Origin of the sequence: Enterobacter sp. SGAir0187, assembly GCF_002952735.2 — a bacterium.
In the GTDB taxonomy this organism is placed as follows: Bacteria; Pseudomonadota; Gammaproteobacteria; order Enterobacterales; family Enterobacteriaceae; genus Enterobacter; species Enterobacter quasiroggenkampii.
Window position 1 is genome coordinate 4,782,756 of sequence record NZ_CP025034.2, and the last position, 26,460, is coordinate 4,809,215.

The following is a 26,460-nucleotide window of genomic DNA, read 5'->3' on the forward strand; positions in this document are numbered from 1 at the left end:
TGGCAGTCAGGCATTAATCAACAAGCATAAGCGCTAGTGATTAAGATAATCCTTACCTGATCATTTGGGCCGGGCAGTAGCTTAAAATGCTCTGATTATCCATAGGGCTGACATAGCCACTGCAAAGGTATAGAGTTGATGTGTCTTTATGGAATGAGGATTAACATGAAAGGTAAAGTGATTATCGCTGCTATGGCTTTGGTTTCGTTCAGTGCTCTTGCCTACGAGGGGCAGTATCTTTCTGACTTCGCCAGTGCAAAAAGCACGTCTAAAAGCTACTCCCAGCTGATTAGTAAAAACAAACTACCTGCATGGGTAAAAAGTGGTGGCACGAGCACGCCATCAACCGAAGTAACAGTTGCGGGCAAAAAGTATATTGCGCTGTCAGGATGTAAACCACACAGCTGTCCAGAACAGAATATTGCTGTTCTCTACTCACCTGATAACGGTGATATCCATGGTGTGTTTTCTGATTTCAATGCAGAAAAGAATCGTGAGATATTGACTTGGTTAAACGTGGATCCGATTGATTCTGATTCGATGAAAAATGCGCTTTTCAATCGGCTGTACGGCAATTAAATAACCCATGCTTCAAACTGTAACCCACCAGTTTGAAGCTTCAATACACGACTCAATCGCCTCACAGTGTGTAGGTCGCTCACATCGCACCCTCATTCCGCTTAACTTTAGCAATGAATTCTTCTGTGATTGATAGACCCGCTATGATTTCCGAATTTAAGACGGAAGCACCAAATTGGCTTACAAGGTCCAGAAGAGTTTCATATGTCTGGATGAGCTCCATTAGATCGGAAATGACTATTTGGTCATGCTCAGTGTGCAGATGAGTCCGTGCAGAGGCTTGATGCACTATCCACTCGAGATTGGCCTTGATTTTCTGTACGTCATCGTAGTTATACATATTTCATGAGCTTAAATCCTCATTTCAAGATTTATTTGAGAAAAATACTTCGTTGCTTCAAATAATGAAGCTGTGAGTGACGTCTAAAATTCATTCAATTTAGAGGTAACAATGGCTAAGCCGGACTGGGGCGAGCTGCAGAAGCGGTTCCTGTCTGATCACGCTGCTACTGGCATATCCCCTAAGGAATGGTGCGAGACACATAATCTTAATTATGTAACTGCTCGCCGCTATATCAAGAAAGCTACTGCGCAAAATACAAAAATTTACGCGCGAAAGATAGCACGCACTGCGCAGAAAGATAAATGCGCAGAAGAGCTGGTGGACACAATGCTAAGCGCGAAGGTAAAGCGCTTTATTGCTGAATACCTGAAGGACAATAACGCCACGGCCGCCGCTGCGCGTGCTGGTTATAGTGACCCAAACTACGGTCGTCAGCTCATAGCGAATCCTAACGTTGCGCAGGCTATTGCGCAGCAGCAAAAAGCGTCCATTGCACGCACGCTTGGCAGTGCCGATGAAGTCCTCGCGCAGATGTGGCAGCTCGCCACCTTCGATGCAAACCAGCTTTCGCAGTATCGCCGCGGCGCTTGTCGTTATTGCTGGGGCTTTGGCCATCACTACCAGTGGCGGGATGCCGTGGAGTTTAAAGAGAAGCAGCTGGAAGCTAAAGAACGCGACAAGCGTGAGCCAGTTGATGTGGGCGGCTATGGATATGACCACACTCGTGAGCCTAACCCTGTCTGCCCGCGCTGCAATGGTGACGGAATAGGCCAGCCTTACTTCGCTGACACCAGGAAGCTCTCCCCTGACGCTGCTCTGGCTTATTCCGGCGTCAAGCTGGGAAAGAATGGTGTCGAGATAACGGCAATCAGCCGCGAACGCATGTACGAAGCGGTAATGAAACGCCTGGGCCTGGCCGATAGCGAATTCGCGCAGCGCCTGCAGGAGATTGAAATCGAACGCCGGCAGCTGGAGGTCGAGAAACTCCGTAAAGAGCTGGCCGGTGATGGTGAGGACGATGAACCAACCCCAGTGCAGATCAATATCAACGTAGTGGACGCGAGGGTGGAAGATGGGGATCAGCCCGACACTTAACATTCCTCAGGCGCGCTTCCTCGCGATGCAGCACAAATTCAAAGCCTATGTTGCCGGGTTCGGTTCCGGTAAGACGTGGGTGGGTTGTGGCGGCATCTGTAAAGGGATGTGGGAGCACCCTAAAATCAACCAGGGTTATTTCGCGCCGACGTACCCGCAGATTCGTGACATCTTCTACCCGACGATTGAAGAGGTGGCCTTTGACTGGGGCTTAAACGTCAAAATCAACGAGGGGAACAAAGAGGTTCACTTCTACGAGGGGCGGCGCTACCGCGGGACAACCATCTGCCGCTCGATGGAGAAGCCCGGCTCGATAGTCGGTTTCAAAATCGGTAATGCGATGGTGGATGAGCTAGACGTCATGGCGGCTGCCAAAGCGCAGCAGGCCTGGCGAAAAATCATCGCCCGTATGCGTTATAACGTTGATGGGTTACGTAACGGCATTGATGTTACGACCACACCGGAAGGTTTCAAATTCGTCTATCAGCAGTTCGTGAAGGCGGTACGGGAAAAGCCCCAACTGGCGGCCCTGTATGGACTGATTCAGGCCAGCACGTTCGACAATGCGAAGAATCTACCGCCTGATTACATCCCATCGCTTCTGAGTACTTACCCTGACGAACTGATTCAGGCATACCTGCGAGGGAAGTTCACCAACCTCAACAGCGGGACCATTTACCACACGTTTAACCGTAAGCTGAATAACTGTTCTGATGAGGTTCAGGATGGGGATCCGCTGTTTATCGGCATGGACTTCAACGTGGGGAAAATGGCCGCGATTGTTCACGTAAAGCGTAATGGCCTGCCGCGTGCGGTACGTGAACTGGTGAAGGTTTACGATACTCCGGCGATGATCAAGCGCATTCAAGAAGAGTTCTGGCGATATGAGGATGGTCGTTATGTAAAGAACCGGGAGATTTACATCTATCCGGATGCTTCTGGCGACTCCCGCAAGTCCCAGAACGCCAGCAAGACCGATATTGCCCAGCTCAACGATGCTGGATTTAGCGTCATTGTTGATGATGCCAACCCGCCGGTTAAAGACCGCATCAACTCGATGAATGCCATGTTCTGCAACGCCAACGGCGAACGCCGCTATCTGGTGAACGTTCAGAACTGCCCGGTTTACACCGAAAGCCTCGAGCAGCAAATCTGGGCGGCAAATGGCGAACCGGATAAATCAGCAGATAACGATCACCCCAATGATGCTGGTGGATACTTCATCGTGAAGGATTACCCGATCGTGAAACCGGCATACTCAATCACCATGGACATCACTTTCTGATATGGCAAACCACGACATCACCTGGGTGCGACCAGAACACCGGGCGGCTTCTGCTGCCTGGAGGAAATACAGGGACTTCTGCAAAGGAGCTGAGGCTGTAAAGGCAGCGGGTAATAAATATCTGCCGTATCTCGACCCAACCGATAAATCCACGCGTAACCGCAAACGCAACGAAGACTATCTGAGTCGCGCGGTGTTCTATGCCATTGCCGGCAATACGAAGATCGGCATGCTTGGGATGGCTTATCGCAAGGACCCCACGTTTAACGGTCCTGAAAAGCTGAAATACCTGCTGGACAATGCTGACGGGGCCGGCACCAGCATCTATCAGCAGTCGCAGTTGGTGGCCGAGAACGTGTTGGAAGTTGCGCGAGAGGGGCTTTATGTCGATTACGCAGAAGCCTCCGATGAGGCGATCATCCTCCGCTATCCGGCAGAGAACATCACTAACTGGCGAACAAAGCGTATCAATGGGCGCGATCAACTGGTGCTGGTGGTCCTTCGTGAATGCGTAGAAGAGCCGGATGGTTACGCTTACAAGGATGAAATCCAGTACCGAGAGCTGGCGCTGGAAGAAGGGCGGTTCATCTGTCGGGTATGGCGCCGGGCTGGTGGCACTGCAAGCGGAACCTACACCGTTGACAGTGAGTACCACCCTAAGCCGAAAGGAAAGGACTACTGGGATGAAATCCCGTTCACATTCGTCGGGGCCCAGAACAACGATCCTACCATTGATGATTCACCGCTGGCTGCGCTGGTGGAGATAAACCACGGTCATTACCGAAACAGCGCTGACTATGAGGACAGCGTTTGGTTCTGTGGCCAGGTGCAGCCCTACATGACTGGGCTCGATACCGGCTGGCGCGATCACCTCGAGAAGAAGGGCGTGAAAATTGGTTCCCGATCACCGCTTTTGCTTCCCAAGGAGGGCTCGTTTGGTTATGCCCAGGCACAGCCGAACATGCTGGCTAAAGAGGCCATGGACAGCAAACGCGATTACATGGTGCAGCTGGGCGCCCGACTGATTGAGCAGAACGCCACGGCGAAGACGGCAACCCAGGCGAGCGGTGAGCAAACATCCTCAACGTCGGTGCTCGGTATCTGCGTCTCGAACGTTTCCGAGGCCTATACGCTGGCACTTGGCTGGTGCGCGAAATACCTCGGCATCAAGGGAGAAACGACGAGTTACACCATCAATCAGGAATTCATAGCGAAGGTTGCCGAGTCTGGCATGGTGACGGCAATCGTCAACGCTTGGCAGTCCGGTGCGCTGCGCGATAGCGATATGATTCGCTCGCTGCAGAAGCTCGATCTCATTGACCCGGCAGACAGCCCGGACGAGGTTATTGATGCGCTTCGCAATCAGGCACCAACGTTGACGGGAGGCTGATATGCCCACCATTAACGAAAGCCTGCGTGATGAATCTATCGCGCATTCCGTTTGGTTAAGCCGCTACGCCACTGGAGTGGCAAACCGGATGGTGAAGTTGCTCAGCGAGACGGACGCAGAACTGTCGGCACGCCTGCTGGATGCGCTGGACAGATTGCCGCCGGAGAGCTTCACAGTTAATCGCCTGCAGAGTTTACTGGGCAGCGTGCGCGATCTTAACCATCAGGCCGTAGCCACCATGCAGGCAGGGCTCGAGAGTGAGCTGGTGGCGCTGGCAAAGAACGAAGCCAGTTATCAGCTGAACCTGTTCGATTCCCTTCTGCCATCACAGGTCCTGTCTCACTATCCGTTGCAGGGCATCACCGCCGATATGGTGTATGCCGCGGCGATGGCGCAACCCTTTCAGGGGCGGCTGCTGAGTGAGTGGGCGGAGAATCTGGAATCGGACAGGCTGGCGCGTATCGTGAACGCCGTCCGCAGGGGGTATCTTGCTGGCGACACGGTAGAAACTATCGCGTGCAATGTTCGTGGCCACGCCAACAAAGACTATCGCGACGGGGCGCTGCAGATGAGCAGGGCAAACGCCGCCAGCATCGCTAAAACAGCTGTGAATCATCTGGCTGCCACAGCGCGCAACAGCTTCACCAGTGCCAACAGCGATATCGTGAAAGGCAAACAGTGGCTGTCTACGCTGGACAATAAAACCAGCCACGACTGCATTATTCGTGACCTGCTGCGTTACACCCTGGATAACAAACCGGTCGGGCATAAGGTGCCTTACCTGCAGGGACCCGGGAAGATTCATTTCTGCTGCCGTTCTACTGAAACTCTGATTCTCAAGTCTTGGCGCGAACTCGGCATTGATATTGATGAGATGGACGAGGGCACTCGTGCCAGCATGGATGGCCAGGTGCCAGCTAAAACCTCGTATCTGGAATGGCTCGCGCGCCAGTCGGCACAACGCCAGGATCAGGTTCTGGGTGCCGAGCGTGGACGTCTGTTCCGCGCGGGTGAAATCGACCTGGCTGATATGTTCACTGACAAAGGCGAGTGGATCAGCCTGGAACGGCTGAAGCAGTTCTCAGGCACAGACAACTAACAATCACATCTTACTCCACGCCCTGGCATCCGCCGGGGCTTTTTTATGGGCGAGGCCCGGCAAAATCCCGAGGGGAAATTATGTTAATTCGAAACATGCTTCTGAAATATTACGCACCTGAAAGCGGCGGCGAGGGCAGCGGTGGCGGTGGTATCGAAATCACCCCAGAAATCCAGAAGCTGATTGATGAGCGTGTGACCAGCGAAGTCACGGGCCTGAAATCGAAAAACTCTGAGCTGCTGGGTACCATCAAGCAGCAAAAAGAAACCTTGTCACGCTTCGATGGTATCGATCCTGATGCTGTGCGCGGCATTCTCCAGCGTTTTTCCGACGACGAAGAGGCAAAGCTGATTGCCGCCGGAAAAATCGATGAGGTGCTCGATAAGCGCACCGAGCGTCTGCGTGCTGACGTTGATAAGCAGATTAAAGCCGCAAATGAACGCGCGGACAAAGCCGAAGCGTTCTCCAACAAATTCCGGGATCGAGTTCTGGGCGATGCAATCCGTGCAGCAGCCTCAAAAGCTGGCGCGCTGCCGGAAGCATCCGACGATCTGATTCTGCGTGCCAAAGGCACATTCCAGCTCAACGACGAAGGCGAGGCCGTAGCAGTTGATGCAAATGGCGATGTTCTGTTCGGTAAAGACGGCAAAACCCCACTAAGCCCGCTTGAGTGGGCGGAGTCTCTTAAGGAGACGGCTCCGCATCTGTTCCCACGCGCAGAAGGCACCGGCGCGGGCGGACACAAACCAAACGGCGTTGGCAGCCTGAAACGTTCCGAAATGAGCGCCAGCGACAAAGCGGACTACATCCGCAAGCATGGCCAGCAGACCTTCCTCAAACTTCCGAAATAAGGGATTAACCCATGTCTACCACTGTTAATAGTGACCTGATCATTTATGACGATCTGGCGCAGACCGCTTTCCTCGAGCGTCGCCAGGACAACCTGGCAATTTTCAACGCGTCCTCCAACGGCGCGATCCTGCTGGATAACGAACTGATTGAAGGCGACTTCCGCAAGCGTGCCTTCTACAAAGTGGGCGGCTCAATCGAATCGCGTGACGTTAACTCCACCGAAAAGGTGACGGGTAAGAAGATTGGCGCCGGTGAAGCCGTATCGGTCAAAGCGCCGTGGAAATACGGTCCATACGAAACTACCGAAGAAGCGTTTAAACGGCGCGGCCGCTCGGTTGACGAGTTCTCCGAAGTGATCGGCACTGATGTGGCTGACGCGACGCTGGAAGGCTACGTGAAATACGGCCTGAAGGCGCTTACGGCAGCTATCGGCGCCAACGCGGATATGGTGGTTACCGCCGATATCGAAACAGATGGTAAGAAGACTCTAACGCGCGGCCTGCGTAAGTACGGCGACAAGTTCAACCGTGTCGTGCTCTTCGTTATGCACTCCGCTACTTACTTCGACATCGTGGATGAGGCGATCGCCAACAAAATCTACGAAGAAGCTGGCGTGGTAGTTTACGGCGGGCAGCCGGGTACGTTGGGTAAACCTGTGCTTGTGACCGACACCATGGACGCTGATGCGATCCTTGGGCTGGTAGCCGGAGCGGTTACCGTCACCGAGTCGCAGGCGCCGGGGTTCCGTTCCTACGACATCAACGATCAGGAAAACCTGGCGATCGGCTACCGTGCTGAAGGCGTTGTTAATGTCGATTTGCTGGGTTACAGCTGGGATACCTCCAAAGGCGACAACCCGGACCTGACCAAAATCGGCACTGCAGGTAACTGGAAGAAGCACTTCACCAGCAACAAATCGACGGCTGGTGTACTAATTAAACTGGGATCCGCAGCGGGGGAGTAACGCTGTCAGTGGATAAAACCTCCGCAACCGCTGACAGCACCGATGCGGTCACCATTTCCCTGAAGTACACGCTAAACGGCGCAGGTGTTTCCGGCAAAACCGTTGCCTGGAATTCAACCGGCGGCACGCTCAGCACTGCCAGTTCTCAAACCGGCTCTGCTGGTGGGGCCACGGTCAAACTTACCTCTGATACAGCAGGTACTTTAACAGTCACTGGTACTGTTGATGGTGTTGCTAAATCGAGTGAGGAAATCACCTTCATCGCACCTGCTGCAGGCTAACCGATGGGGCGTAAGCCCCATTCAACGGATGCTCAGATGATTATTACTGATATCACCGCCGCTGACGTTAACAGTTACGCCAGCGAAGATGAACTGGCGTCATTTGCCACGCTGAGAGGAGTTGAGGTGCCTGAAAAGCTCACACCATTACTGATTAAGGCGATGGACTACCTGGAAGGTCTTGATTGGGTAGGTTCCAAAGCAGACCCTCGACAGCCGCTGGCCTGGCCACGCGCAAATGTCATTCTGGATGGACACGACTTCCCACCCGACCAGGTGCCGCGGCAGGTTATCACCGCACAATGCATGCTGGCTATCGAGGCGATTGATGGCGATTTGCTTTCAAGCGTTCGTGAGGCCGCGGTTAAAACCGAACGTGTCGAAGGCGCCGTAACCATGACTTATGCGGTTGCCGACGGTGAGGTGTTTACGCCAACTTACCCGGCGGTAATGGCTATTCTCGGCAACCTGGCTGGTGGGCGTGGATATGCAATCAATACTTTCGCGGAGCGCGCGTAATGGCCATCAACTATCAGCGAATGCAGGCGACAACGACTCGTATGCTCAAGCAGAACGGCATTGCATACAACGTCACGCGTAAGGGCACGTTAATCGTCATCGGTGGTGTGGAGCATCGTTCCGAGGATATCCAATTCACCGCCACAGGAGTGAAGACGGATTACGCGCCAGGCGAAATTGATGGAACCGTCATTGAAAACGGTGATGTACGGATTGTCTTCAGTGCTGAGAAGGACATTAAAACCGGCGATCTGATCGACGTGGACGGCGTAAGCCACCGCGTAGTTAAACCAAACCCCGTGAAACCGGGCGCTGTGGTGCTCTGCTACAAAGCTCAGTTGAGGGCATAACATGGACGATAATAAGGCGTTCACGGCTGCCATCACCGCGTTCGTGGACAAAGCCAAAGCGAATCAGGAAGCGGTCGTACGTGCTGTCGGCATTCGGATCCTTAATCAACTGGTGATTATGTCACCTGTCGGCAACCCCGAACTCTGGGGCATCAACCAGACGGCAGCCTCTTACAATCAGGCGGTATACGACCATAACGAAGCGCAAAAATCGAACCCTAATAATCTGACTAAAACCGGGCGACTTAAGAAGAAGGCTCGACTGGTGGATGGGATGGATATCAAAGCGCCGCCCGGATATACCGGTGGACGGTTTCGGGGCAACTGGCAGGTGTCTTTTGATGCACCGACCACAGATGAAACGGGACGTGTCGATAAAACCGGAAATCTGACAAAAGCCGCAGGAAATTACACGCTGTCGCTGTTCAAAGTCGGGATGAAGGCTATTTATTTCTGCAACAACGTCCCTTACGCGTATCGACTGGAGATGGGGCACTCTTCCCAGGCTCCGGGAGGGATGGTACGCATTACTGCTGCTGAGTTTCAGCGATTTTTTGAGGATGCAGTAGGGGAGGTGACTAAATGATTCCCGATATCGCGGCGGCGCTGGCCGCCAGGCTCGGCGAGTGGGCTGATGCTGAAGGGATCCCAGTTGCCTGGGAAAACGTGCCTTTCACACCGCCATCTGATGGGCTCTATCTTGCTGTCCATGACATGCCCGCCACGCCGCGTACGGTAGACCTTGGATTGCGCTGCCGCATTTATTCAGGTGTATACCAGATTAACGTTGTGGCCCCAGCCGGCACAGGCCGTACCGATGTTGTGGCCCTGGCTGATCGCGTGGCTGAATTGTTCCCCGAGGGGCAGGAGATTGAAGGCAGGGGTTTTACATGCTGGATAGATCAAACGCCTGGTGTTTTCCGCGGGATCACTACATCTGTCTCTTATACCATTCCCGTTAGTCTCAATTATCGAGCTGATATCTCCAGCTAATCCTTGCAACCTTCTAAAACTGACCGGCACTTTGCCGGTTTTCCCGTTTCTAAAGGAGTAACCAATATGGGCTTTGCATTGCCTAACGGCGCTCACGTCTATCTGGCATCGGGTTATGGCCCAGCCATTACTTTCACCGGGGCGACGAACGCCGAAAATATGGTGATCACCGTGAGTGAAGCGGACGCACTCAAGGTGGGTGATATTGTTCATGTGAACTGCAACTGGTCCGGTGTTGATAACGTCATTGCAAAAATTGATGCGATTGCCGAAAGCGCCGTAACTCTTCGCAATATCAATACCACCAACAAAAACAAATATGCCGCTGGTGGCGGTACCGGTTCGATCCGCAAGGTGCTTGAATGGACCGAGCTGCCGCAAATTACTGAGGTGTCGAAATCTGGTGGCGATCAGAACACCACACAGATTCAGTTCCTGAGCGATGATCGCCAGCGCAACCTGAATACTTATAAATCCGCTGTCTCTCAGACCTACTCGATCGCTCACGACTCAACTCTCCCGGTATATCCGTTGCTGCGCCAACTGGACGAAGACGAAGAGACGGTTGCGGCTTACATGTACGTGCCGAAGGCGAAGGAAAACCGTTACTGGGCGGCCACGGCGTCCTTTGACGATACGCCAACTACTGCGGTTAACGAGGTAGAGACAGTAAGTGTGGTGCTGAACCTGCAGTCACCGGCGATGACGTTCTACAAGGTAACTGACGCTGCCGCCTGACCCGTCAGAGCTTTCACTATTCCATGCCTCCCATAATGGAGGCTTTTTTCGTTAAGAGGTATCGATGGCGACCAAATTCTCCCTTCAGCCAAAACCTACATTCAAGGCCAATGTCTCGATCCCCCGAGCTGGCGCTGAGGATGGCGTGTTGACGTTCACGTTCAACCACAAGCCACTTAAAGAACTGGCTGACCTCGAAAAACTCGAAGGTAAAACCGCCACTGATTTTCTGATGGAAATCATTGCTGGCTGGGCACTTCCGGATGCATTCAACGCGGAAAACCTGTCGGTGCTGCTGGAAAACTATCCGGCGGCGATGAAGGCCATCCCGGAAACCTACTACCGCGAGCTGATGGGGCAGCGCGAAAAAAACTGATAGCGGTTGCCTCTGCGTTCTATACGCCTGAACCCACAGCGGCAGACCTAGCACCATACGGGCTTACGCCGGATGATTACGACGATCAATACATCGACGTCTGGCCAGATGTATGGACTTCATTCCTGGTGTTTCAGACTGTCAGTACGCAATGGCGAACGGGAATGGGGGGCGCGTCCGGGCTCGACTATAACGTTTTGCCCTGGGTGATGCGTTTGCACAACGTCGACGACGAGGCAACCGCGCTTTCGGACATCCGGGTGATGGAAAGTGCTGCGCTAAAAATTATGCATAAAGAGAGGGCGGAATGAGTAACGATATCGCCACGATTTCCCTGCGTGTAAATACCAGTGAGCTGGAGCGCGGTAATCAGGCACTGGATCGCTTTCAGGAAACCGCGACCGCCGCGGCAGGTAAAGCTGATGACCTGAACAGTACGTTCCGCACCGGTATCGATAACCAAAAGAAAAACAGCGAAAGTCTGAAGCAACAGCGCCAGGAGTTGCAGAACCTGCTGAATAAAATTAGCCCGGTAAACAAGGCGCTGGATGAACTGGACACGATCCAGGAGAGCCTGGCGAAGTTTCGCGGTAAAGGGCTGGTAGGGGATGAAGACTTTACTCGCTACAACAGCGTGCTTGAGACGACCCGAGCTAAACTGGCGCAGGTCATGGAGTGTGAGACCGCAGAGGGGCGGGCTCGCATTGAACAGGCACAGGCAGCACAGCGTGCAGCTGCGGCGGGCAAAACCTTTATCGATTCGCTGGAAGAGCAGGTCACAGCAATCGGAAAAACGCGCGCAGAACTATTAGAGCTAAAAGCAGCCCAACTTGGCGTGTCCGATCGTGCTGCACCGATGATCGCCCGACTGAAAGAGCAGGAGGAAGCGTGGAATTCAGGAGCGATCAGCGCGGGGCAATACCGCAACGCGATGCGTTATCTACCAATGCAAATGACCGACATCGTAACTTCATTGGCGTCTGGTATGCCGGTTTATATGGTAGCCATTCAGCAGGGCGGCCAGCTGCGCGATTCGTTTGGAGGTGTAGGCAATGCTCTGAAAGCGATGTTGTCGATGGTGACTCCTGCCCGAGTGGCCATTGGTGGCCTGGCCGGTGCTGTTCTGATTGCTGCAAAAGCGGGAGCGGACTACTTCACCGCCTACGACGAAATCAACAAGGCCATTATCAGGACTGGCAATATTGCCGGCACGTCAGCGCTCCAGATTATGGCTTCCTCTCAGTCTATTGCTGCCTCTACTGGCGCTACTGTAGGTACCGTTCAGAGTTTGATGACTGAGCTGGTTGGCATGGGATCGCTGACACAGCAGCAACTTGAAAAAGCAGCGGGCTCTACGGCGCTGGCGGTTCAGACCGGTATAGTCTCAGCGCAGGACATCACCAAAGCCTATAAGGACATCGAAAAAGATCCTGTTAAAGCGCTGCAGAGTCTCAACGAACAATATAATTTCCTGACCGTTTCGCAGCTTAAGCACATTGATGAGCTGGTGAAGCAAAAGGACCAGACAGCGGCCGTTACGCAGGCTATGGACCTGTTTGGCGATACGATGGCAGAACGTGGAGAGCAGGCTTACGACTCGCTGACACCGTTTGGACGACTGTGGCTGGATATCAAGGGCTGGGCGTCTGGGGCTATGCAGAGTATCGGTCAGTGGGTAGCTGAGCTGGCATCAAACACTCTGAAGGAATTCAACGCAATTTATTACAGCGTTGCGATCGTTTTCCAGAAGCTGAACCAGATCATTTCTTCCTCTATCGCGGCTGCGATTAATCTCATTCCTGACTGGGCGAAAACGGATACTTTGCAGGGATGGCAGGACTATAACGAACAAATGGCCAGCGCTTATGGCGACAGTGTTTCTCAGCTGAAAAAAGACTGGGATGCGGCTGATATGAGCGCAGGTAAATACCTCGATACGACCAGAAAGATAAGTACCGCAACCACCCAGAAGGATCGGGAAGGAGTCGCTTCTTTTGGCAAAAAGACGAAAACCGGAAAGCAGAGCACTTTCTCGGCTGGCGATCGCAGAACGGATGCTGCCCAGGCCGAGCTGCTGGCGCTTCAGGCACAGTTACGCGCGCTACAGCAGCATAAAGGGCTGAACGACACTATCAGCCAGCAGCGCAAAGAACTGTGGACGACTGAAGCGAAATTTCAGGTGCTGGAGGAGGCCTCGCGTTCACGTTCACTGACAAAGCAGGAGCAATCCCTGCTGGCGAGTAAAGACCAGGTGCTTCAGTTGGCACGGCAGAAAGCCCTGTTGGGTGATCAGATTTCCGTGCAGGAACTGCTTAATAAGCGCATAGATACCTCGCAGAAATACGTCACGCAGATGGCTGAGAAACAGGCCGCATTACTGGGTGGCGCGGGGATGAGTGACCGCCAGGCGCAGCGTGAGCTGGCAAAAAGTCAGCTCGCCGCCGGCTGGAAAAATACTGGTGGTTCGCTTGATGAAGAGGGATATCAGAAACAGCTTAAGGCAGCTAACGATTACTATGATGCTGAGGATCAGCTACGCGGTGACTGGCTGACCGGCGCGAAAAAGGGATGGGCTGATTTCGAAGACAGCGCGACCAATGTTTACTCCCAGGTGCAGACGGTTACTAGTAACGCGTTCACCGGGATGGCCAGCACCCTGACTGATTTCTTCACAACAGGTAAATCTAACTTCTCAGATTTCCTTTCCACTTTCCTCAAGGGCATCGCCCAGATGCTGACCCAACTGGCTCTGGTTAATGGAATGAAGTCAGCGTTTGGTGGAACCGGTATCGGCGCGTTCTTTGGTTTCTCAGGTGGTGGTTTGGTCCCAGGTTTTGATGGAGGCGGCTACACGGGAGATGGCGGTAAATACCAACCGAAAGGCGTTGTACACGGCGGTGAGTTTGTATTTACGAAGGAAGCGACCCGTGCACTGGGTGTCGGCAATCTGTATGCGCTTATGCGTGGAGCTCAGGGGTATGCAAACGGCGGTTATGTTGGCCGCGCCCCGATGTATGGGCTGCAATCTTCGGCAACTGGCGGCGTAACCGTTCAAACGTCCGTGATCGTTCATAACCAGAACACTCAGCAGCAGGCTTCTGATGACAGTGACGCCATTTCTCGGGCTTACAAGCAGACCATTGATCAGTCAGTACGCGCAGGTATAGCCAAACAGCTCCAGCCTGGAGGTCTCATCTGGAATGCAACGAAATCAAGATAAAGTGCCTCCGCAGATTTTGCCGTTATGCCAATTCCTGATAGGATTAATCTCAATTTTTACTGATGGAATAGGGACATGAAAAAAAATTGTAGGTGTGTTATTTCTTTCCTTCTTATTAGCCGGGTGCGATAAACCTAAAATTGACTCATCAACTGATGACGCAATGAAATCATCTATAGCCAAGGTCAGAGAATCTCTTCCGGAAAATAAACGGGAAGAATTTGATAGCGCTTTAAAGGTCGTAGCGTTCAGTAACATTAATATGGCTGACCTAATGCGAGCATCGTCAGAAAGTGACAAAGAAGATCTAAGCAAGAAGATGCGCGAGCCCCTGTCTGGCAAAACTGGAGAGGAAATCATCTCTTATGCTCAGCAAGTAACTGCCGAGAGGGAACTTAAGCAGAAAGAGCAGGCTATTCAGGAAATCAAAGAGCTTGAACAGAAAAAAGCTGACTCTGAGAAGGCCAAAGAAGAACTCAAAAAAGTACAGATTCTATCATCTCGATTTAGCCTGGAACCTGAAGAGTATGGGAAGCCACAACCTATTATTCGCCTTGTTGTGAAAAACAATACTGATAAAGCTATTTCCCGTGTGTACTTCAATGGAGTGATAGCCAGCGATGGACGTTCAGTTCCATGGCTGGAAAAAGATTTTAACTACGAAATTGCTGGCGGGCTTGAACCGGGTGAAGAAGCTACTTGGGCATTGGCTCCGAATAAGTTTTCTGAATGGGGGCAGGTTGATGCTCCAGCTGATGCGGTCTTCACAGTTACAGTAACGAGAGTAAATGGTGCAAATAAAGAAGCGATGTTTGATGCTTCTGGCTTTACAGAGCAAGAAAACAGCAGGCTTGAAGATCTAAAGAAAAGATACCTTTGAGCTGACGTATCTACTTAACCCGCTTCGGCGGGTTTTTTTATACCCGGAGGAAAGTTGGCGATCGAAACATTTATCTGGCGAACCCAGATTCAGGCGGGCATGGAAGGGGAGTTTATTTACGTAACGCGCTCTGCTTCCTTTGGAGACGGCTTTGAACAGATCGCCGGTGAAGGCATTAACCCTGAAAAACAGTCATGGCCGATGACCTTAACGGGAAAAAAAACTGAGATGCTCGATGCGCTGAGGTTTTGCCGCAAGCACATTACAAAATCCTTTATCTGGACGTCTCCTGTTGGCGAAACCGGTTTATACCGGATTGAAGCTGATTCCATTAAAGTCCAGCCGCTATCCAGCAAAGTGATGACCATAAAAGCAATCTTCAAACAGGCATACGCACCATGATTACTGAAGATTATCAACGCCTCGAACCTGGTGAAAAAATACGTCTTCTTGAGGTAGACGGTTCTGCGTTTGGTCTGGACGACGTTCTGCGCTTTCACGCTTATAACCTCCCGCATACTGAAGAAGAGATTGCGGCTGCTGGTGGCGACGAATCAAAGTTAAAGGCGAAGAGTATCTGGTGGCAGGGCGAAGAGTATGGTGCCTGGCCATATAAGCTCGAGGGACTGGAAGCTTCAACCGATGGCAGCAGCGCCCAGCCGACGCTCACCGTTGCCAACATTGACAGCTCTATCACTGCGCTCTGTCTGGCCTATGACGATATGCTGCAGGCCAAAGTTACGATTCATGACACTTTTGCGCATTACCTGGATGAGCGCAATTTCCCTGATGGAAATCCAACAGCAGATCCCTTGCAGGTGAGAAAGCGGGTTTTCTATATCGACGGTAAAAATAGCGAGCTTCCCGGTGAAAGTATCGAGTTTGTTCTTACCAGCCCGATGGATCTGCAGGGATTGATGATTCCGACCAGACAGCTGCATTCCCTTTGCACATGGTGCATTCGGAATAGGTACCGCACCGGCGATGGGTGCGATTATGCCGGCACGCTTTACTTCGACAGAAACAACAATCCGGTAAGCGATCCCTCATTGGATGAATGCAACGGCACGCTCACCGCATGCAAGCTTCGGTTTGGTGAACACAATGAACTTCCTTTCGGTGGTTTTCCAGGAACATCTTTGATCAGGAGTTAACATGCGTCAGAAAACAATTCAGGACATCCTGGCGCATGCTGCGAAAGACTATCCCCACGAATGCTGCGGCGTGATAGCGCAGAAAAGCCGGGTGGAACGCTATTTCCCATGCCGTAATCTGGCTGCTGAACCAACGGAACAGTTTCACCTTTCACCAGAGGATTACGCCGCTGCTGAAGACTGGGGGACGATAACGGGAATCGTACATAGTCACCCTGACGCGACGACCCAACCAAGCGAACTGGACAAGGCTCAATGCGATGCAACGTTGCTGCCCTGGCATATTGTCAGTTGGCCTGAAGGAGACTTTCGTACCATTACTCCCCGAGGTGAATTGCCGTTGCTCGGGCGCCCGTTTGTGCTCGGACACTACGACTGTTGGGGGCTGGTGATGAGCTATTTCCGACAGGAGCATGATGTCGAACTTCAGGATTACCGTGTTGATTATCCGTGGTGGGAGGACTCCTATTCGGATAATTTCTATCAGGATTGCTGGTACGAATGTGGGTTCCGAGAATTCAGTGGATCACCAATGCCGGGCGATTTGATCATCATGCAGGTGGAATCGAATAAGTGGAACCATTCAGGGATCTTGCTGGAGGGGAACATGCTTCTCCATCATCTTTATGGTCACCTCAGTCAACGTGTGCCATATGGAGGTTACTGGATGGAGAGAACCATGAAAATTGTCAGGCATAAAAGCCTAATCATGCAGGAGGGATAATGTGCGAATCCGTCCGTACTGTTCGCCTGTACGGTGTTCTTGGTAGTACGTTTGGCCGCGAATTCCAACTTTCGGTAGCCTCACCAAAAGAAGCCATCCGCGCATTGTGCGTTATCGTGCCAGGCTTCGAGCGTTTTTTGAATACCAGTAAGCAGCGCGGGCTTACTTACGCTGTATTCAGTGGAAAGCGTAACCTGAACGATGATGAACTCTCTATGGATCTGAGTACCGCTGATATCCGTATCGCGCCGGTTATCCTCGGGAGTAAACGTGGTGGAATATTCCAGACCATCTTAGGTGTGGCTTTGGTCGCAGTTGGTGCTGTGGCGTCATACTTTGGCGGTGGTGCTGTTGGCGTTCCTCTAATGCAATTTGGCGCTGCGATGGCCCTTGGCGGTGCCGTACAAATGCTATCTCCACAGACAACAGGGCTAGCCAGCAAGCAATCGGCAGACAACAAGGCCAGTTATGCCTTTGGTGGAGTAACAAATACGACAGCTCAGGGCAATCCGGTACCACTCTTGTATGGTCGGCGCCGTATAGGTGGCGCGATCATCTCCGCCGGTATCTATGTTGAAGATCAGCAATAAGCATGCTGTAATGGGCTTACTTAATATGGGGTAACTTGAGCATAGATTCAAAAATGAAAAAAATATCTACTCTTTTCCTTTGTACTTCCTTATTTTCAGGCATGGCTTTAGCTGATAACCATTACATACCTCTCCTCTATAATTTATCTACTATGTTTGATTTCAATCCCGTTAAAGGAGCTGTCAAATCATTAGATACTGATGTTGAAGAAAATGGTAAGGTCACTTATAAAATCGCCATCAGACTGGCTAAGAATGGTTGTGTCGAAAGCTTAGATCTTGACAACGTTTCGTCTGGTCATGAAACAAATCTAAAAAATAGCAATGGAAGTCTTGTTGGACAGAGAGATGGTAAACCTTTCTCTATACAGCTCGATGAAAAATGTAATATTTTGAGTAAAAATGAAAATGGTGACGAGTTGCGATATAGTCTTTACTCGAATGGATTAATTAAAGATACTTATTATTTGGGTAAGAAAATATCTGAGCATTTTTATGATGATAGTTCTAATTTGATACGTTCTGAGTTTTATGGTTCTGGAAAGATTCTCTCTAAAAACGAAATATCTTATGTTGATAAGGACAGGAAGCCTCTTGATTATAAAATCATAAACACATCAGTTTACTCGGAAGGTTATACAGCAACGAATACTTGTCATTATAGTGAAAAGCTTGTCCCTGAAATATGTAAAGTAACAATGCAGAGCGCAGGGAATCCTGTGCCGAAGCCAGTACTAATGACAGCGAATACGAAAGTTGAATTCTACTAGATTAAATACATTTCAATAAGCCACCTCCGGGTGGCTTTTTTTATGGGCGCAATATGGCTATAGCAACCGCTATTAAAGGCCGCAAGGGCGGCAGTTCAAGCTCAAGAACTCCTACAGAACAGCCAGACGATCTGCAGTCAGTAGCCAAGGCAAAAATCCTTCTCGCGCTGGGAGAGGGGAGTTTGCTGGTGGCCTCACTGCGCGCGATATTTATCTCGATGGCACCGCACTTGAGAATTCAGATGGTTCACAGAACTTCAGCGGTGTGGCTTGGGAGTTTCGTTCTGGAACTCAGGCGCAAAAATACATTCAAGGGATCCCAGGTACTGAAAACGAAATCAATGTAGGTACCGAAGTTTCCAGCTCTTCAGCGTGGACGCGCACGTTCACCAATACGCAGCTTTCAGCTGTTCGCCTGCGTCTAAAATGGCCTTCTCTCTTCAAACAGGAGGACGATGGCGATCTGGTTGGCTATTCGGTCAACTACGCAATTGACCTGCAGACAGATGGCGGCACCTGGCAGACGGTGCTAAATACCAGCGTGACCGGGAAAACCACCTCTGGTTATGAACGCAGCCACCGTATTGATTTACCTCAGGCGGGCAGCACCTGGACCATCAGGCTGCGAAAAATTACAGCCGATGCCAATAGCGCGAAGATTGGCGACACGATGACGCTGCAAAGCTTTACAGAAGTAATTGACGCCAAACTGCGATATCCGAACACTGCGCTATTGTACATTGAATTTGACTCGAGCCAGTTCAATGGCTCAATTCCGCAAATTTCCTGCGAGCCCCGCGGGCGTGTTATTCGTGTGCCCGATAACTATGACCCCGAAACACGAACGTACAACGGCACCTGGACGGGCGCATTTAAGTGGGCATGGACGGACAACCCTGCGTGGATATTTTACGATCTGGTGGTCACTGACCGCTTCGGCCTTGGTAATCGGCTAACGGCAGCCAATATCGACAAATGGACGCTTTATCAGGTCGCTCAATATTGTGATCAACCGGTACCGGATGGTAAGGGGGGTAGCGGAACTGAACCTCGTTACATCTGCAACGTATACATTCAGGATCGGAATGACGCTTACACCGTCCTGCGTGACTTCGCCGCCATTTTTCGAGGCATGACCTACTGGGGAGACGACCAGATTGTTGCCCTTGCAGACATGCCCAGAGATGTCGATTTTACCTACACGCATGCTAACGTTGTCGACGGCAAATTCGTATATTCCAGCAGCACAACCATAAGTCGCTATACAAACGCTCTTGTATCCTGGTCTGATCCGGCAAATGGGTATGCTGATGCAATGGAGCCCGTCTTCGAGCAGGCTTTGGTGGCGCGCTATGGTTTCAACCAGCTTGAGATTACCGCCATCGGTTGCACCCGGCAGTCAGAGGCTAACAGAAAAGGGCGCTGGGGGATCCTGACCAACAATAAAGATAGGATTGTAACGTTTGACGTTGGTCTGGACGGCAATATCCCTCAGCCTGGCTACATTATTGCTGTTTCTGACCGAAATCTTTCAGGAAGAGATTTAGGCGGTCGATTATCCGCGGTTAATCGTCGTGTACTCAAACTTGACCGGGTTCCAAGTGCTAAGGCCGGTGACAGGATAATGGTAAACCTGCCGTCGGGTATCACCCAATCCCGAACGATACAGTCCCTGTCCGGTGAAATCGTTACCGTGACAACCGCCTTTAGTGAACTTCCGCAGGCTGAGGCTGTATGGGTTATTGAATCTGACGAACTTTATGCGCAGCAGTACAGGGTAATTAGTGTCACCGATAACAATGACGGGACATATACCATCGCGGGGGCAAATCATAATCCGGATAAATATGCCCGAATCGATACGGGTGCCATCATTGATCAGCGGCCGGTGAGTATCATTCCTCCAGGTAACCAGTTGCAGCCAGCCAATATCGCGATCAGCTCGTTTTCGGTGATTCAGCAAAATATCAGCGTCGAAACCATGCGCGTAAGCTGGGACCAGGCACAAAATGCCATCGCCTATGAGGCGCAATGGCGCCGCAACGACGGGAACTGGGTTAACGTGCCGCGCAGCTCCACCACATCATTCGACGTCCCGGGGATTTATGCCGGGCGCTACCTGGTGCGCGTGCGTGCAATCAATGCCGCTGAAATTTCCTCAGGATGGGGATATTCAGAAGAGAAAACGCTGACGGGTAAAGTGGGCAATCCACCGAAGCCGGTTGGCTTCATCGCTTCTGAAAGCGTGGTGTTCGGTATCGAGCTCAACTGGGGATTCCCGGCGAATACCGACGACACGCTGAAGACGGAAATTCAGTACAGCCTCACCGGGACCGAAGAAGATGCGATGCTGCTGGCCGATGTGCCTTACCCGCAGCGCAAATATCAGCAGATGGGCCTTAAGGCTGGGCAGATTTTCTGGTACCGCGCGCAGTTGGTGGACCGCAGCGGCAACGAATCAGGGTACACAGAATGGGTGCGAGGACAGGCCAGTATTGATGTTTCCGACATCACCGATGTGATACTGGAGGAAATTAAAGACTCGGATACCTTCAAGGACCTGATCGAGAACGCGGTGGACAGCAACGAAAAAATTGCTGGCATGGCTGACGAAATCAAAAACCATGCTGACGAACTCGAGCAGCAGGCGAAAGACATCCAGGAGAGCGCTGACGGGCTGGCACAGGCCGAAGTGAAGATAGACGAGATTTCTGTCTCGATGGACGGCATGACAGGAGGTGTGAAGAACTCGGCAATTGCGATAATCCAGGCCAATCTCGCCCAAGTGGCCACGCGTAAAACCCTGTCGGCTTCGGTTGCCGGTAACAGCGCGCAGCTGGACCGCATCGATGAGGTGATCGTCACTGACAGGGAGGCAACGGCACGCGCATTGCTGAGCCTGCAGACGAACGTCAACGGCAATACGGCATCCATCAACAGTCTGAGCCAGACGGTTTCGAATTATCAGCAGGCCACGGCGACGCAGATAAACGCCATCACTGCGACCATAAACGGTAATACGGCGGCGATAACAACGAACGCCCAGGCCATTGCGAACGTAAACGGCCAACTCAGCGCGATGTACAACATCAAGGTTGGGGTAACGAGTAATGGCCAGTATTACGCCGCAGGCATGGGGATCGGGGTGGAGAATACGCCATCCGGCATGCAGTCACAGGTTATTTTCCTTGCTGATCGTTTTGCCGTTACCACTGCTGCCGGAAACAGCGTGGCGTTGCCATTTGTGATCCAGAACGGGCAGACGTTCATCAGGGCCAGCTTCATCCAGGATGGTACCATTGAGAACGCCAAAATCGGCAACTATATCCAGTCGAATAATTATGTGGTTGGATCTGCAGGCTGGAAGCTTGATAAGGGAGGAACGTTCGAAATTAACGGAGTGGCCGGGGGCGGTAGGATGCTGATATCTAGCACTCTCATTCAAATCTACGACAGCAACAACGTGCTGCGCGTCAGAATGGGGTTATGGTAATGCCACAGGGTTTGCAATGCTGGGACGGCGCCGGGCGTATTGCCGTTGATTTAAGTGATTATGCTATCCGGTATATTGGAAGCACGTCCGTAACATTTGCGGCGGGGGAAACGGCTAAGGACGTTTCCTTTTCCGGGGTAACGCAGGACGGGTCATTTATATCAATCGTATCGGCGAGTTCGGCAGGAGTAATAAATGAATATTATTGCCGGGCTTTTAATGGTGGCTTTACCGTTTTTTATTTACCGAGCGGCGGCAGTATTTCGATAACTCTTAATATGGAGGTTTATAACTTTCAATGAGTGGATTCGAAGTTTATAACAGCGCTGGAAAATTGCTGGTTGATTCACAAAACAGGTCGACACTTTTTTATGATCAGCGTGCGCTCGGTGCAGTGACTGACAAAGGTTATTACCGCGTGGATAGCCCTTTCGGAAACGGAAGCACTCTGGGTATTACCCAGCCGCAATTCTGGAATGATGGGAATTTGCGCTGGCTGCAGCTGGATACTAATAAGTATGGCTTACCAGGAGCTGACCTTCTGGAAGACAATGCGGGCAGCATGATACGCACGTCCAGAAACGTTGGAATGCAGAGCGGATATCTGGATGTCTTCGACAGCGCGGGGAATCTTATCTGGAGCGCCGCCTCGGCATCGAAAATGCCGCGCGTGGTGGGCTTTTTCGACGTGCCTACCAATTACGATCTGCAGAACAATACCTTTGCGATAAACCTGGGTTTTAATCCGTGGATTCTGGTTAACAACTGCCCAGGCAACCTCAGCGACGACGGAACTGTCGTTGGTTATTCAGGAATCGTACTCAAATGGACAGGCTCACAGCTGCAGGGGAGGTACATCACAAAAAATCAGCGCAACTGGAGCCAGACACTTCAGGGGCGAGGGCTACGAATTCCCATCGCTCAGTTTGTCGGAATTTGATACGGGCGGGACGCGCGGGTATTGAGTAGCGATCATGTTTTGCTTCACACCTTTTGCAGGTTCGAAGCGGTATACGACATCAAGCTTATCCGTTTTCTTATAACAGATATTGCTTAGCCGCTTATTTATATGTCGGCTGAAAATGCCATTGCTGCTGTCTGAAATTACGTTAACTTCCCTCGTGGCGCAGTCGATATTTACGTGAATATCTCCCCCCAGAGATAAGCGCGCCGCATCCACCGGGTAATCCATTTTAAAGGCATAGTCTCTGTCTTTATTGGCACAGCCAGCCGCCAGCAAAAGTGCCACGGCAAATAATCGTTTCATTTCTACATTCCTGTATCTGCGGGAATATCCATTTTATTCGAGTTTAAAAATTAGTCAGATTGATAAGAGCGATCAATTTTACTTTATTGATCGCTTTAAACGATCGTTATTATCGTGAGGTAGTTCATGCTTTATAACACTGGCACTATTGCTATCAACGGAAATACAGCCACCGGAACGGGTACGAACTGGACTGCGCCAGCCAGCCAGGTCCGTGCTGGCCAGACGATCATCGTCATGTCTAACCCGGTGCAGATGTTCCAGATTTCATCTGTGAACAGCGCCACGTCAATGACGGTTACGCCTGCTGCTTCCCCGGCGCTGAACGGCCAGAAGTATGGAATACTGGTGTCCGACAACATCTCTGTCGACGGACTGGCACAGGCGATGTCGCAGCTCATCAAAGAGTATGACGAGAACATTGGCGCGTGGGAGACGTTCGCCACTACCTCAGCAAACCAGACCATCACCGTTACCATCAATGGAACCTCCGTCAATATTCCAAGTATTGGCGCACTTGCCAGAAGGGGGGTCAACAGCGATATAACAGAGCTGAAAGGGCTCACTACTGCGCTATCTGTTACCCAGGGCGGTACCGGTTCGGCTACTGCATCAGGCGCTCGCGCAAACCTCGGTTTGGGAAGTAGCGCGACGAAGGACGTGGGAACAGCTGTAGGAAACGTAATGCAGGTGGGCGCGTTTGGCCTGGGGAATAGTGCAGCGCAGGTAATTACTGACGTGTGGGATAAATCATTAGGCAGCAGGTTTATTATGATGTCTCCATCAACTTCAGGCGGGCCACAATATTACTCTATGGGTATTAGAATATCTGAGCGCAGTTGGGGAAATGGTCCAAATGATGTTTCCCAGCAATCATTTTCTGCATTCTCGATGGGAGGAAAAAGATTCACATGGATGACAATGGCTGATGGGGTTAATTCTGGGTGGCTAGAGGTATATCATAACGGCAATACCACAAAGTCCAGTGATGGGACACTGAAAGCTGCCTCGCCTGTGATTAAACTTTTTTCCGATGGCAGATACCTGACCAACGATGAATCAGAGGGCTGTACTGTAACCCGTCTGGCCACAGGTGAATATCTGGTGGAAGGTTGTGAAGGGCTAAACTCGGACGCCGCATGGGGCGGCATTGATGGTGGTTTTGATATCCCCACAGACTGGAACAAACAGCCCCTGATCTGGCTGGATTATGAGGTTAATGCTGACGGTTCAGTGTTAGTGAAAACCTATCACCGCACGCATCCAGACGCGCCAGCATTCGCCAGAAATGAATTACTGGATGTTAATGATGGCGAACCGGTCGATATTCCGCGTGACCAGTTTGTCAGTATTCGAGTGGAAATGCCCGCGGACAGCATCTGGAATCAACGACAGAAAGATATAACGAGAGCTCCTGTAAAAGAGTAAGGCCTCTGAAAAATGCAGCCCGTCATATGCCGTATCGGGCTGTGGATGAATGTTCAGACTTCATGATTCAGCTATTTTAAAACGAAACCATTAATCTTCACGGGCGACCTTTTTTTCCAGGGACTCTATACGCTCAAGCATGGCTAAAATTGCTTCATGGTGGAGAGCTGCAGCAACCCCGTAAGTATCGACAGTTTTCACATCAGGAATCACTGTTCCGTCCTTAAGAGTAATGTCATAGCCACCTTTAACAGCTTCGGGAAACACTTGCTCAACGTCCTGAGCAATAAAGCCGTAACCCGTTGTTTCATTGTCTATACGCTCCCAACAGCAGCCCTTAATGGTTCTCATCTTTACGAGTGGATCAGATATGCGCATGATGTCTTTTTTTATACGCGCATCAGAGAGTGATACCCATTGACCACCTGTGCCACGCCCATCTGGGTAAAACATAAATGATGCTGCTGCCCCTCCTGATTCTGCCACCACATTTAACTGAACACGATCAAGTGGGGTAGAGCCGCTACGTATTGCACCAAACGCCCATGAACCGCTATACCACTTACCGACTATCTGATTAACATAATTCCCCTGAGATGAATCCGTTGTCGTATTGTTCATCTCAATGGAATTGTCACCTCCATTTCCTTTCCTAACACCTAAACCACCGCCGGCATTTGTATGCCAGTCAGTTGCTCCGCCACCAACACCATTGATTGTCACAGCAGACGAAATCGTGCCCCCGGTCTTCCCGTTTACCGTACCCAGGCGCGAATCATCCCCGGCCGCCACGGTTCCGGCAGCCGTTCCCACGTCCTTCGTCGCGCTACTTCCCAAACCGACGTTTAATAGATTGCTCTTGAGTGGCCAGGCCGATAACTTCACCTGATTTTTTTGCAGAATTTATTGGGTGAAAAATATGCAAATTGGCTATGTAAGGGTGTCAACAAATGACCAAAATACGGATCTTCAGCGACAAGCACTCGAACGCGCAGGATGTGAGCAGATTTTCGAAGAAAAAATGAGCGGAACAGTGGCGAACCGGCCAGCGTTGAAAAAGCTTCTTAAGGCGCTGAATGAGGGGGATACGCTGGTGGTTTGGAAGCTGGATCGCCTTGGGCGCAGCATGCGGAATCTGGTGCTGCTGGTGGACGAACTCCGGCAGCGCGGCATTCACTTTAAGAGCCTCACTGACAGCATCGACACATCAAGCCCGATGGGCCGCTTCATCTTTCATATCATGTCTGCTCTAGCGGAAATGGAGAGGGAGTTGATTGTGGAGCGCACCCGGGCAGGTCTGGCTGCCGCTCGTGAGAAAGGACGAATCGGCGGCAGGCGTCCGAAGCTTACCCAGGAACAATGGGACCAGGCGGGCCGGCTGATTGCGAACGGCGTGGACAGAAAGCAGGTGGCGATCATCTACGATGTGGCTGTGTGCACACTGTATAAAAAATTCCCCGTTTCAAAAGCGGCTTAAATCTGCGCACAAAGGGTTACGGGCATAAAATTTACAAAAACCATAATTCGAAGCGACATAGAAACTTAGAAACGAAGCGGTGAAGCTTTGAACAACCACATGTGAGCCGGTGTATTGCGTACCCATAAAAATGAAACTACTGTATATAAAAACAGTATTTGAGGTGTATGCAATGGAATTCATCAGGCCAACAGAACTGCGAGAAATTATCGCTCTCCCGCTTTTCAGTGACTTAGTTCAGTGTGGTTTCCCAAGTCCCGCAGCTGATTACGTTGAACAGCGTATCGATCTCAATGAGTTACTTGTCGCTCATCCGAGCTCCACCTATTTCGTCAAAGCCGCAGGTGATTCAATGATCGAAGCTGGGATTAGTGACGGTGATCTACTAGTGGTGGACAGTTCGCGCACAGCTGAACATGGAGACATTGTCATCGCCGCGGTGGAAGGGGAATTCACTGTTAAACGCCTGCAGCTGCGCCCGACAGTGCAGCTCATTCCAATGAACAGCGCGTACTCACCGATCATAGTCGGTAGCGAGGACACGCTCGATGTCTTCGGTGTTGTGACTTTCATCGTTAAATCTGCGAGCTGAG

29 protein-coding genes and 1 pseudogene are annotated in these 26,460 nt (G+C 51.3%); 28 read left to right on the forward strand and 2 right to left on the reverse strand.

The features are described from left to right. Nucleotides 1-165: 165 nt before the first annotated feature. From CWR52_RS22875 to CWR52_RS23000, 25 genes and pseudogenes are all read left to right on the forward strand, one after another. A complete protein-coding gene (locus CWR52_RS22875; RefSeq protein ID WP_104950860.1) occupies nt 166-579 on the forward strand; it encodes an Ivy family c-type lysozyme inhibitor in 414 nt (137 codons plus the stop codon). 451 nt (nt 580-1,030) lie between these two features. Further along, nucleotides 1,031-2,017 (forward strand): terminase small subunit, encoded by a 987-nt coding sequence (locus CWR52_RS22885; RefSeq protein WP_104950862.1) that lies wholly within the window; start codon nt 1,031-1,033, stop codon nt 2,015-2,017. Then, nucleotides 1,995-3,302, forward strand: a complete 1,308-nt coding sequence (locus tag CWR52_RS22890) for a terminase large subunit domain-containing protein (RefSeq protein ID WP_104950863.1) — start codon at nt 1,995-1,997, stop codon at nt 3,300-3,302. Before CWR52_RS22885 ends, CWR52_RS22890 begins: the two co-directional genes overlap by 23 nt. A gap of 1 nt (nt 3,303) precedes the next feature. Next, entirely contained in the window at nt 3,304-4,692 is a 1,389-nt protein-coding gene (locus CWR52_RS22895) for a DUF4055 domain-containing protein (protein ID WP_104950864.1), read from the forward strand. 1 nt (nt 4,693) lies between these two features. After that, nucleotides 4,694-5,791 (forward strand): hypothetical protein, encoded by a 1,098-nt coding sequence (locus CWR52_RS22900; protein ID WP_104950865.1) that lies wholly within the window; start codon nt 4,694-4,696, stop codon nt 5,789-5,791. Nucleotides 5,792-5,871: 80 nt separating this feature from the next. Then, nucleotides 5,872-6,642 (forward strand): hypothetical protein, encoded by a 771-nt coding sequence (locus CWR52_RS22905; RefSeq protein WP_104950866.1) that lies wholly within the window; start codon nt 5,872-5,874, stop codon nt 6,640-6,642. An 11-nt stretch (nt 6,643-6,653) separates the two neighbouring features. Then, the gene (locus CWR52_RS22910; protein ID WP_046092056.1) at nt 6,654-7,607 is read left to right on the forward strand and encodes a major capsid protein; all 954 of its coding nucleotides are present in this window, start codon (nt 6,654-6,656) and stop codon (nt 7,605-7,607) included. 8 nt (nt 7,608-7,615) lie between these two features. Next, entirely contained in the window at nt 7,616-7,888 is a 273-nt protein-coding gene (locus CWR52_RS23285) for an Ig-like domain-containing protein (RefSeq protein ID WP_126300752.1), read from the forward strand. Between the two features lie 36 nt (nt 7,889-7,924). Then, entirely contained in the window at nt 7,925-8,407 is a 483-nt protein-coding gene (locus CWR52_RS22920; RefSeq protein ID WP_046092058.1) for a DnaT-like ssDNA-binding protein, read from the forward strand. Beyond that, nucleotides 8,407-8,757 (forward strand): hypothetical protein, encoded by a 351-nt coding sequence (locus tag CWR52_RS22925; RefSeq protein ID WP_046092059.1) that lies wholly within the window; start codon nt 8,407-8,409, stop codon nt 8,755-8,757. Before CWR52_RS22920 ends, CWR52_RS22925 begins: the two co-directional genes overlap by 1 nt. A 1-nt stretch (nt 8,758) precedes the next feature. Next, nucleotides 8,759-9,343 carry a hypothetical protein gene (locus tag CWR52_RS22930; protein ID WP_104948403.1) on the forward strand — a complete coding sequence of 195 codons (585 nt, stop codon included), beginning with the start codon at nt 8,759-8,761 and terminating at the stop codon, nt 9,341-9,343. Beyond that, the gene (locus tag CWR52_RS22935; protein WP_104950867.1) at nt 9,340-9,750 is read left to right on the forward strand and encodes a DUF4128 domain-containing protein; all 411 of its coding nucleotides are present in this window, start codon (nt 9,340-9,342) and stop codon (nt 9,748-9,750) included. The genes CWR52_RS22930 and CWR52_RS22935 overlap by 4 nt, the downstream gene beginning before the upstream one ends. A gap of 66 nt (nt 9,751-9,816) precedes the next feature. Beyond that, nucleotides 9,817-10,488, forward strand: a complete 672-nt coding sequence (locus CWR52_RS22940; RefSeq protein ID WP_046092062.1) for a phage tail protein — start codon at nt 9,817-9,819, stop codon at nt 10,486-10,488. A 64-nt stretch (nt 10,489-10,552) separates the two neighbouring features. Beyond that, nucleotides 10,553-10,864: a phage tail assembly chaperone gene (locus tag CWR52_RS22945; RefSeq protein WP_104950868.1), complete on the forward strand. Its 312-nt coding sequence runs from the start codon at nt 10,553-10,555 to the stop codon at nt 10,862-10,864. A 92-nt stretch (nt 10,865-10,956) separates the two neighbouring features. After that, nucleotides 10,957-11,175, forward strand: coding sequence for a DUF1799 domain-containing protein (locus CWR52_RS22950; protein ID WP_025913014.1), 219 nt, complete (start codon nt 10,957-10,959; stop codon nt 11,173-11,175). After that, nucleotides 11,172-14,084, forward strand: coding sequence for a phage tail tape measure protein (locus tag CWR52_RS22955; RefSeq protein WP_104948405.1), 2,913 nt, complete (start codon nt 11,172-11,174; stop codon nt 14,082-14,084). Before CWR52_RS22950 ends, CWR52_RS22955 begins: the two co-directional genes overlap by 4 nt. A gap of 94 nt (nt 14,085-14,178) precedes the next feature. Next, the gene (locus CWR52_RS22960; RefSeq protein ID WP_348982981.1) at nt 14,179-14,964 is read left to right on the forward strand and encodes a DUF6694 family lipoprotein; all 786 of its coding nucleotides are present in this window, start codon (nt 14,179-14,181) and stop codon (nt 14,962-14,964) included. A 54-nt stretch (nt 14,965-15,018) separates the two neighbouring features. Continuing rightward, nucleotides 15,019-15,366: a phage tail protein gene (locus CWR52_RS22965; protein WP_047647960.1), complete on the forward strand. Its 348-nt coding sequence runs from the start codon at nt 15,019-15,021 to the stop codon at nt 15,364-15,366. After that, on the forward strand, nt 15,363-16,118 hold the full coding sequence (locus tag CWR52_RS22970) for a phage minor tail protein L (protein ID WP_104948407.1): 756 nt from the start codon (nt 15,363-15,365) through the stop codon (nt 16,116-16,118). The genes CWR52_RS22965 and CWR52_RS22970 overlap by 4 nt, the downstream gene beginning before the upstream one ends. Nucleotide 16,119: 1 nt before the next feature. Further along, a complete protein-coding gene (locus CWR52_RS22975; RefSeq protein WP_104950869.1) occupies nt 16,120-16,842 on the forward strand; it encodes a C40 family peptidase in 723 nt (240 codons plus the stop codon). Then, entirely contained in the window at nt 16,842-17,432 is a 591-nt protein-coding gene (locus CWR52_RS22980) for a tail assembly protein (RefSeq protein ID WP_104948408.1), read from the forward strand. Before CWR52_RS22975 ends, CWR52_RS22980 begins: the two co-directional genes overlap by 1 nt. A 53-nt stretch (nt 17,433-17,485) precedes the next feature. Further along, nucleotides 17,486-18,202, forward strand: coding sequence for a YnfC family lipoprotein (locus CWR52_RS22985; protein ID WP_104948409.1), 717 nt, complete (start codon nt 17,486-17,488; stop codon nt 18,200-18,202). 53 nt (nt 18,203-18,255) lie between these two features. Then, a pseudogene (locus CWR52_RS22990) lies at nt 18,256-21,695 on the forward strand (host specificity protein J). Then, the gene (locus tag CWR52_RS22995) at nt 21,689-21,997 is read left to right on the forward strand and encodes a hypothetical protein (RefSeq protein WP_047749202.1); all 309 of its coding nucleotides are present in this window, start codon (nt 21,689-21,691) and stop codon (nt 21,995-21,997) included. The pseudogene CWR52_RS22990 and the gene CWR52_RS22995 overlap by 7 nt, the downstream one beginning before the upstream one ends. Continuing rightward, the gene (locus CWR52_RS23000) at nt 21,994-22,635 is read left to right on the forward strand and encodes a hypothetical protein (RefSeq protein ID WP_104948410.1); all 642 of its coding nucleotides are present in this window, start codon (nt 21,994-21,996) and stop codon (nt 22,633-22,635) included. The genes CWR52_RS22995 and CWR52_RS23000 overlap by 4 nt, the downstream gene beginning before the upstream one ends. Here CWR52_RS23000 and CWR52_RS23005 read toward each other — a convergent pair. Next, nucleotides 22,600-22,962 carry a hypothetical protein gene (locus CWR52_RS23005; protein ID WP_064790994.1) on the reverse strand — a complete coding sequence of 121 codons (363 nt, stop codon included), beginning with the start codon at nt 22,960-22,962 and terminating at the stop codon, nt 22,600-22,602. The two genes, CWR52_RS23000 and CWR52_RS23005, sit on opposite strands and share 36 nt — an antisense overlap. 126 nt (nt 22,963-23,088) lie before the next feature. Here CWR52_RS23005 and CWR52_RS23010 point away from each other — a divergent pair, with 126 nt between their 5' ends. Beyond that, complete coding sequence (locus CWR52_RS23010; RefSeq protein WP_104950871.1) at nt 23,089-24,390, forward strand: phage tail protein; 1,302 nt, start codon at nt 23,089-23,091, stop codon at nt 24,388-24,390. Between the two features lie 90 nt (nt 24,391-24,480). On the opposite strand, the gene CWR52_RS23500 is transcribed toward CWR52_RS23010, so the two are convergent. Then, entirely contained in the window at nt 24,481-25,275 is a 795-nt protein-coding gene (locus CWR52_RS23500; RefSeq protein WP_252152176.1) for a tail fiber domain-containing protein, read from the reverse strand. 34 nt (nt 25,276-25,309) lie between these two features. On the opposite strand from CWR52_RS23500, the gene CWR52_RS23020 reads away from it, so the two are divergent. Next, a complete protein-coding gene (locus tag CWR52_RS23020) occupies nt 25,310-25,867 on the forward strand; it encodes a recombinase family protein (protein WP_104950873.1) in 558 nt (185 codons plus the stop codon). Between the two features lie 172 nt (nt 25,868-26,039). Continuing rightward, on the forward strand, nt 26,040-26,459 hold the full coding sequence (locus tag CWR52_RS23025; RefSeq protein WP_024907219.1) for a translesion error-prone DNA polymerase V autoproteolytic subunit: 420 nt from the start codon (nt 26,040-26,042) through the stop codon (nt 26,457-26,459). The last annotated feature ends 1 nt before the right edge of the window (nt 26,460 follow it).

What these genes read in the sequence shown, in the direction of transcription:
- CWR52_RS22875 (WP_104950860.1), top strand. Translation starts at nt 166, where the DNA reads ATGAAAGGTAAAGTGATTATCGCTGCTATGGCTTTGGTTTCGTTCAGT.
- CWR52_RS22885 (WP_104950862.1), top strand. Translation starts at nt 1,031, where the DNA reads ATGGCTAAGCCGGACTGGGGCGAGCTGCAGAAGCGGTTCCTGTCTGAT.
- CWR52_RS22890 (WP_104950863.1), top strand. Translation starts at nt 1,995, where the DNA reads ATGGGGATCAGCCCGACACTTAACATTCCTCAGGCGCGCTTCCTCGCG.
- CWR52_RS22895 (WP_104950864.1), top strand. Translation starts at nt 3,304, where the DNA reads ATGGCAAACCACGACATCACCTGGGTGCGACCAGAACACCGGGCGGCT.
- CWR52_RS22900 (WP_104950865.1), top strand. Translation starts at nt 4,694, where the DNA reads ATGCCCACCATTAACGAAAGCCTGCGTGATGAATCTATCGCGCATTCC.
- CWR52_RS22905 (WP_104950866.1), top strand. Translation starts at nt 5,872, where the DNA reads ATGTTAATTCGAAACATGCTTCTGAAATATTACGCACCTGAAAGCGGC.
- CWR52_RS22910 (WP_046092056.1), top strand. Translation starts at nt 6,654, where the DNA reads ATGTCTACCACTGTTAATAGTGACCTGATCATTTATGACGATCTGGCG.
- CWR52_RS22920 (WP_046092058.1), top strand. Translation starts at nt 7,925, where the DNA reads ATGATTATTACTGATATCACCGCCGCTGACGTTAACAGTTACGCCAGC.
- CWR52_RS22925 (WP_046092059.1), top strand. Translation starts at nt 8,407, where the DNA reads ATGGCCATCAACTATCAGCGAATGCAGGCGACAACGACTCGTATGCTC.
- CWR52_RS22930 (WP_104948403.1), top strand. Translation starts at nt 8,759, where the DNA reads ATGGACGATAATAAGGCGTTCACGGCTGCCATCACCGCGTTCGTGGAC.
- CWR52_RS22935 (WP_104950867.1), top strand. Translation starts at nt 9,340, where the DNA reads ATGATTCCCGATATCGCGGCGGCGCTGGCCGCCAGGCTCGGCGAGTGG.
- CWR52_RS22940 (WP_046092062.1), top strand. Translation starts at nt 9,817, where the DNA reads ATGGGCTTTGCATTGCCTAACGGCGCTCACGTCTATCTGGCATCGGGT.
- CWR52_RS22945 (WP_104950868.1), top strand. Translation starts at nt 10,553, where the DNA reads ATGGCGACCAAATTCTCCCTTCAGCCAAAACCTACATTCAAGGCCAAT.
- CWR52_RS22955 (WP_104948405.1), top strand. Translation starts at nt 11,172, where the DNA reads ATGAGTAACGATATCGCCACGATTTCCCTGCGTGTAAATACCAGTGAG.
- CWR52_RS22970 (WP_104948407.1), top strand. Translation starts at nt 15,363, where the DNA reads ATGATTACTGAAGATTATCAACGCCTCGAACCTGGTGAAAAAATACGT.
- CWR52_RS22975 (WP_104950869.1), top strand. Translation starts at nt 16,120, where the DNA reads ATGCGTCAGAAAACAATTCAGGACATCCTGGCGCATGCTGCGAAAGAC.
- CWR52_RS22980 (WP_104948408.1), top strand. Translation starts at nt 16,842, where the DNA reads ATGTGCGAATCCGTCCGTACTGTTCGCCTGTACGGTGTTCTTGGTAGT.
- CWR52_RS22985 (WP_104948409.1), top strand. Translation starts at nt 17,486, where the DNA reads ATGAAAAAAATATCTACTCTTTTCCTTTGTACTTCCTTATTTTCAGGC.
- CWR52_RS22995 (WP_047749202.1), top strand. Translation starts at nt 21,689, where the DNA reads ATGGTAATGCCACAGGGTTTGCAATGCTGGGACGGCGCCGGGCGTATT.
- CWR52_RS23000 (WP_104948410.1), top strand. Translation starts at nt 21,994, where the DNA reads ATGAGTGGATTCGAAGTTTATAACAGCGCTGGAAAATTGCTGGTTGAT.
- CWR52_RS23005 (WP_064790994.1), bottom strand. Translation starts at nt 22,962, where the DNA reads ATGAAACGATTATTTGCCGTGGCACTTTTGCTGGCGGCTGGCTGTGCC.
- CWR52_RS23010 (WP_104950871.1), top strand. Translation starts at nt 23,089, where the DNA reads ATGCTTTATAACACTGGCACTATTGCTATCAACGGAAATACAGCCACC.
- CWR52_RS23020 (WP_104950873.1), top strand. Translation starts at nt 25,310, where the DNA reads ATGCAAATTGGCTATGTAAGGGTGTCAACAAATGACCAAAATACGGAT.
- CWR52_RS23025 (WP_024907219.1), top strand. Translation starts at nt 26,040, where the DNA reads ATGGAATTCATCAGGCCAACAGAACTGCGAGAAATTATCGCTCTCCCG.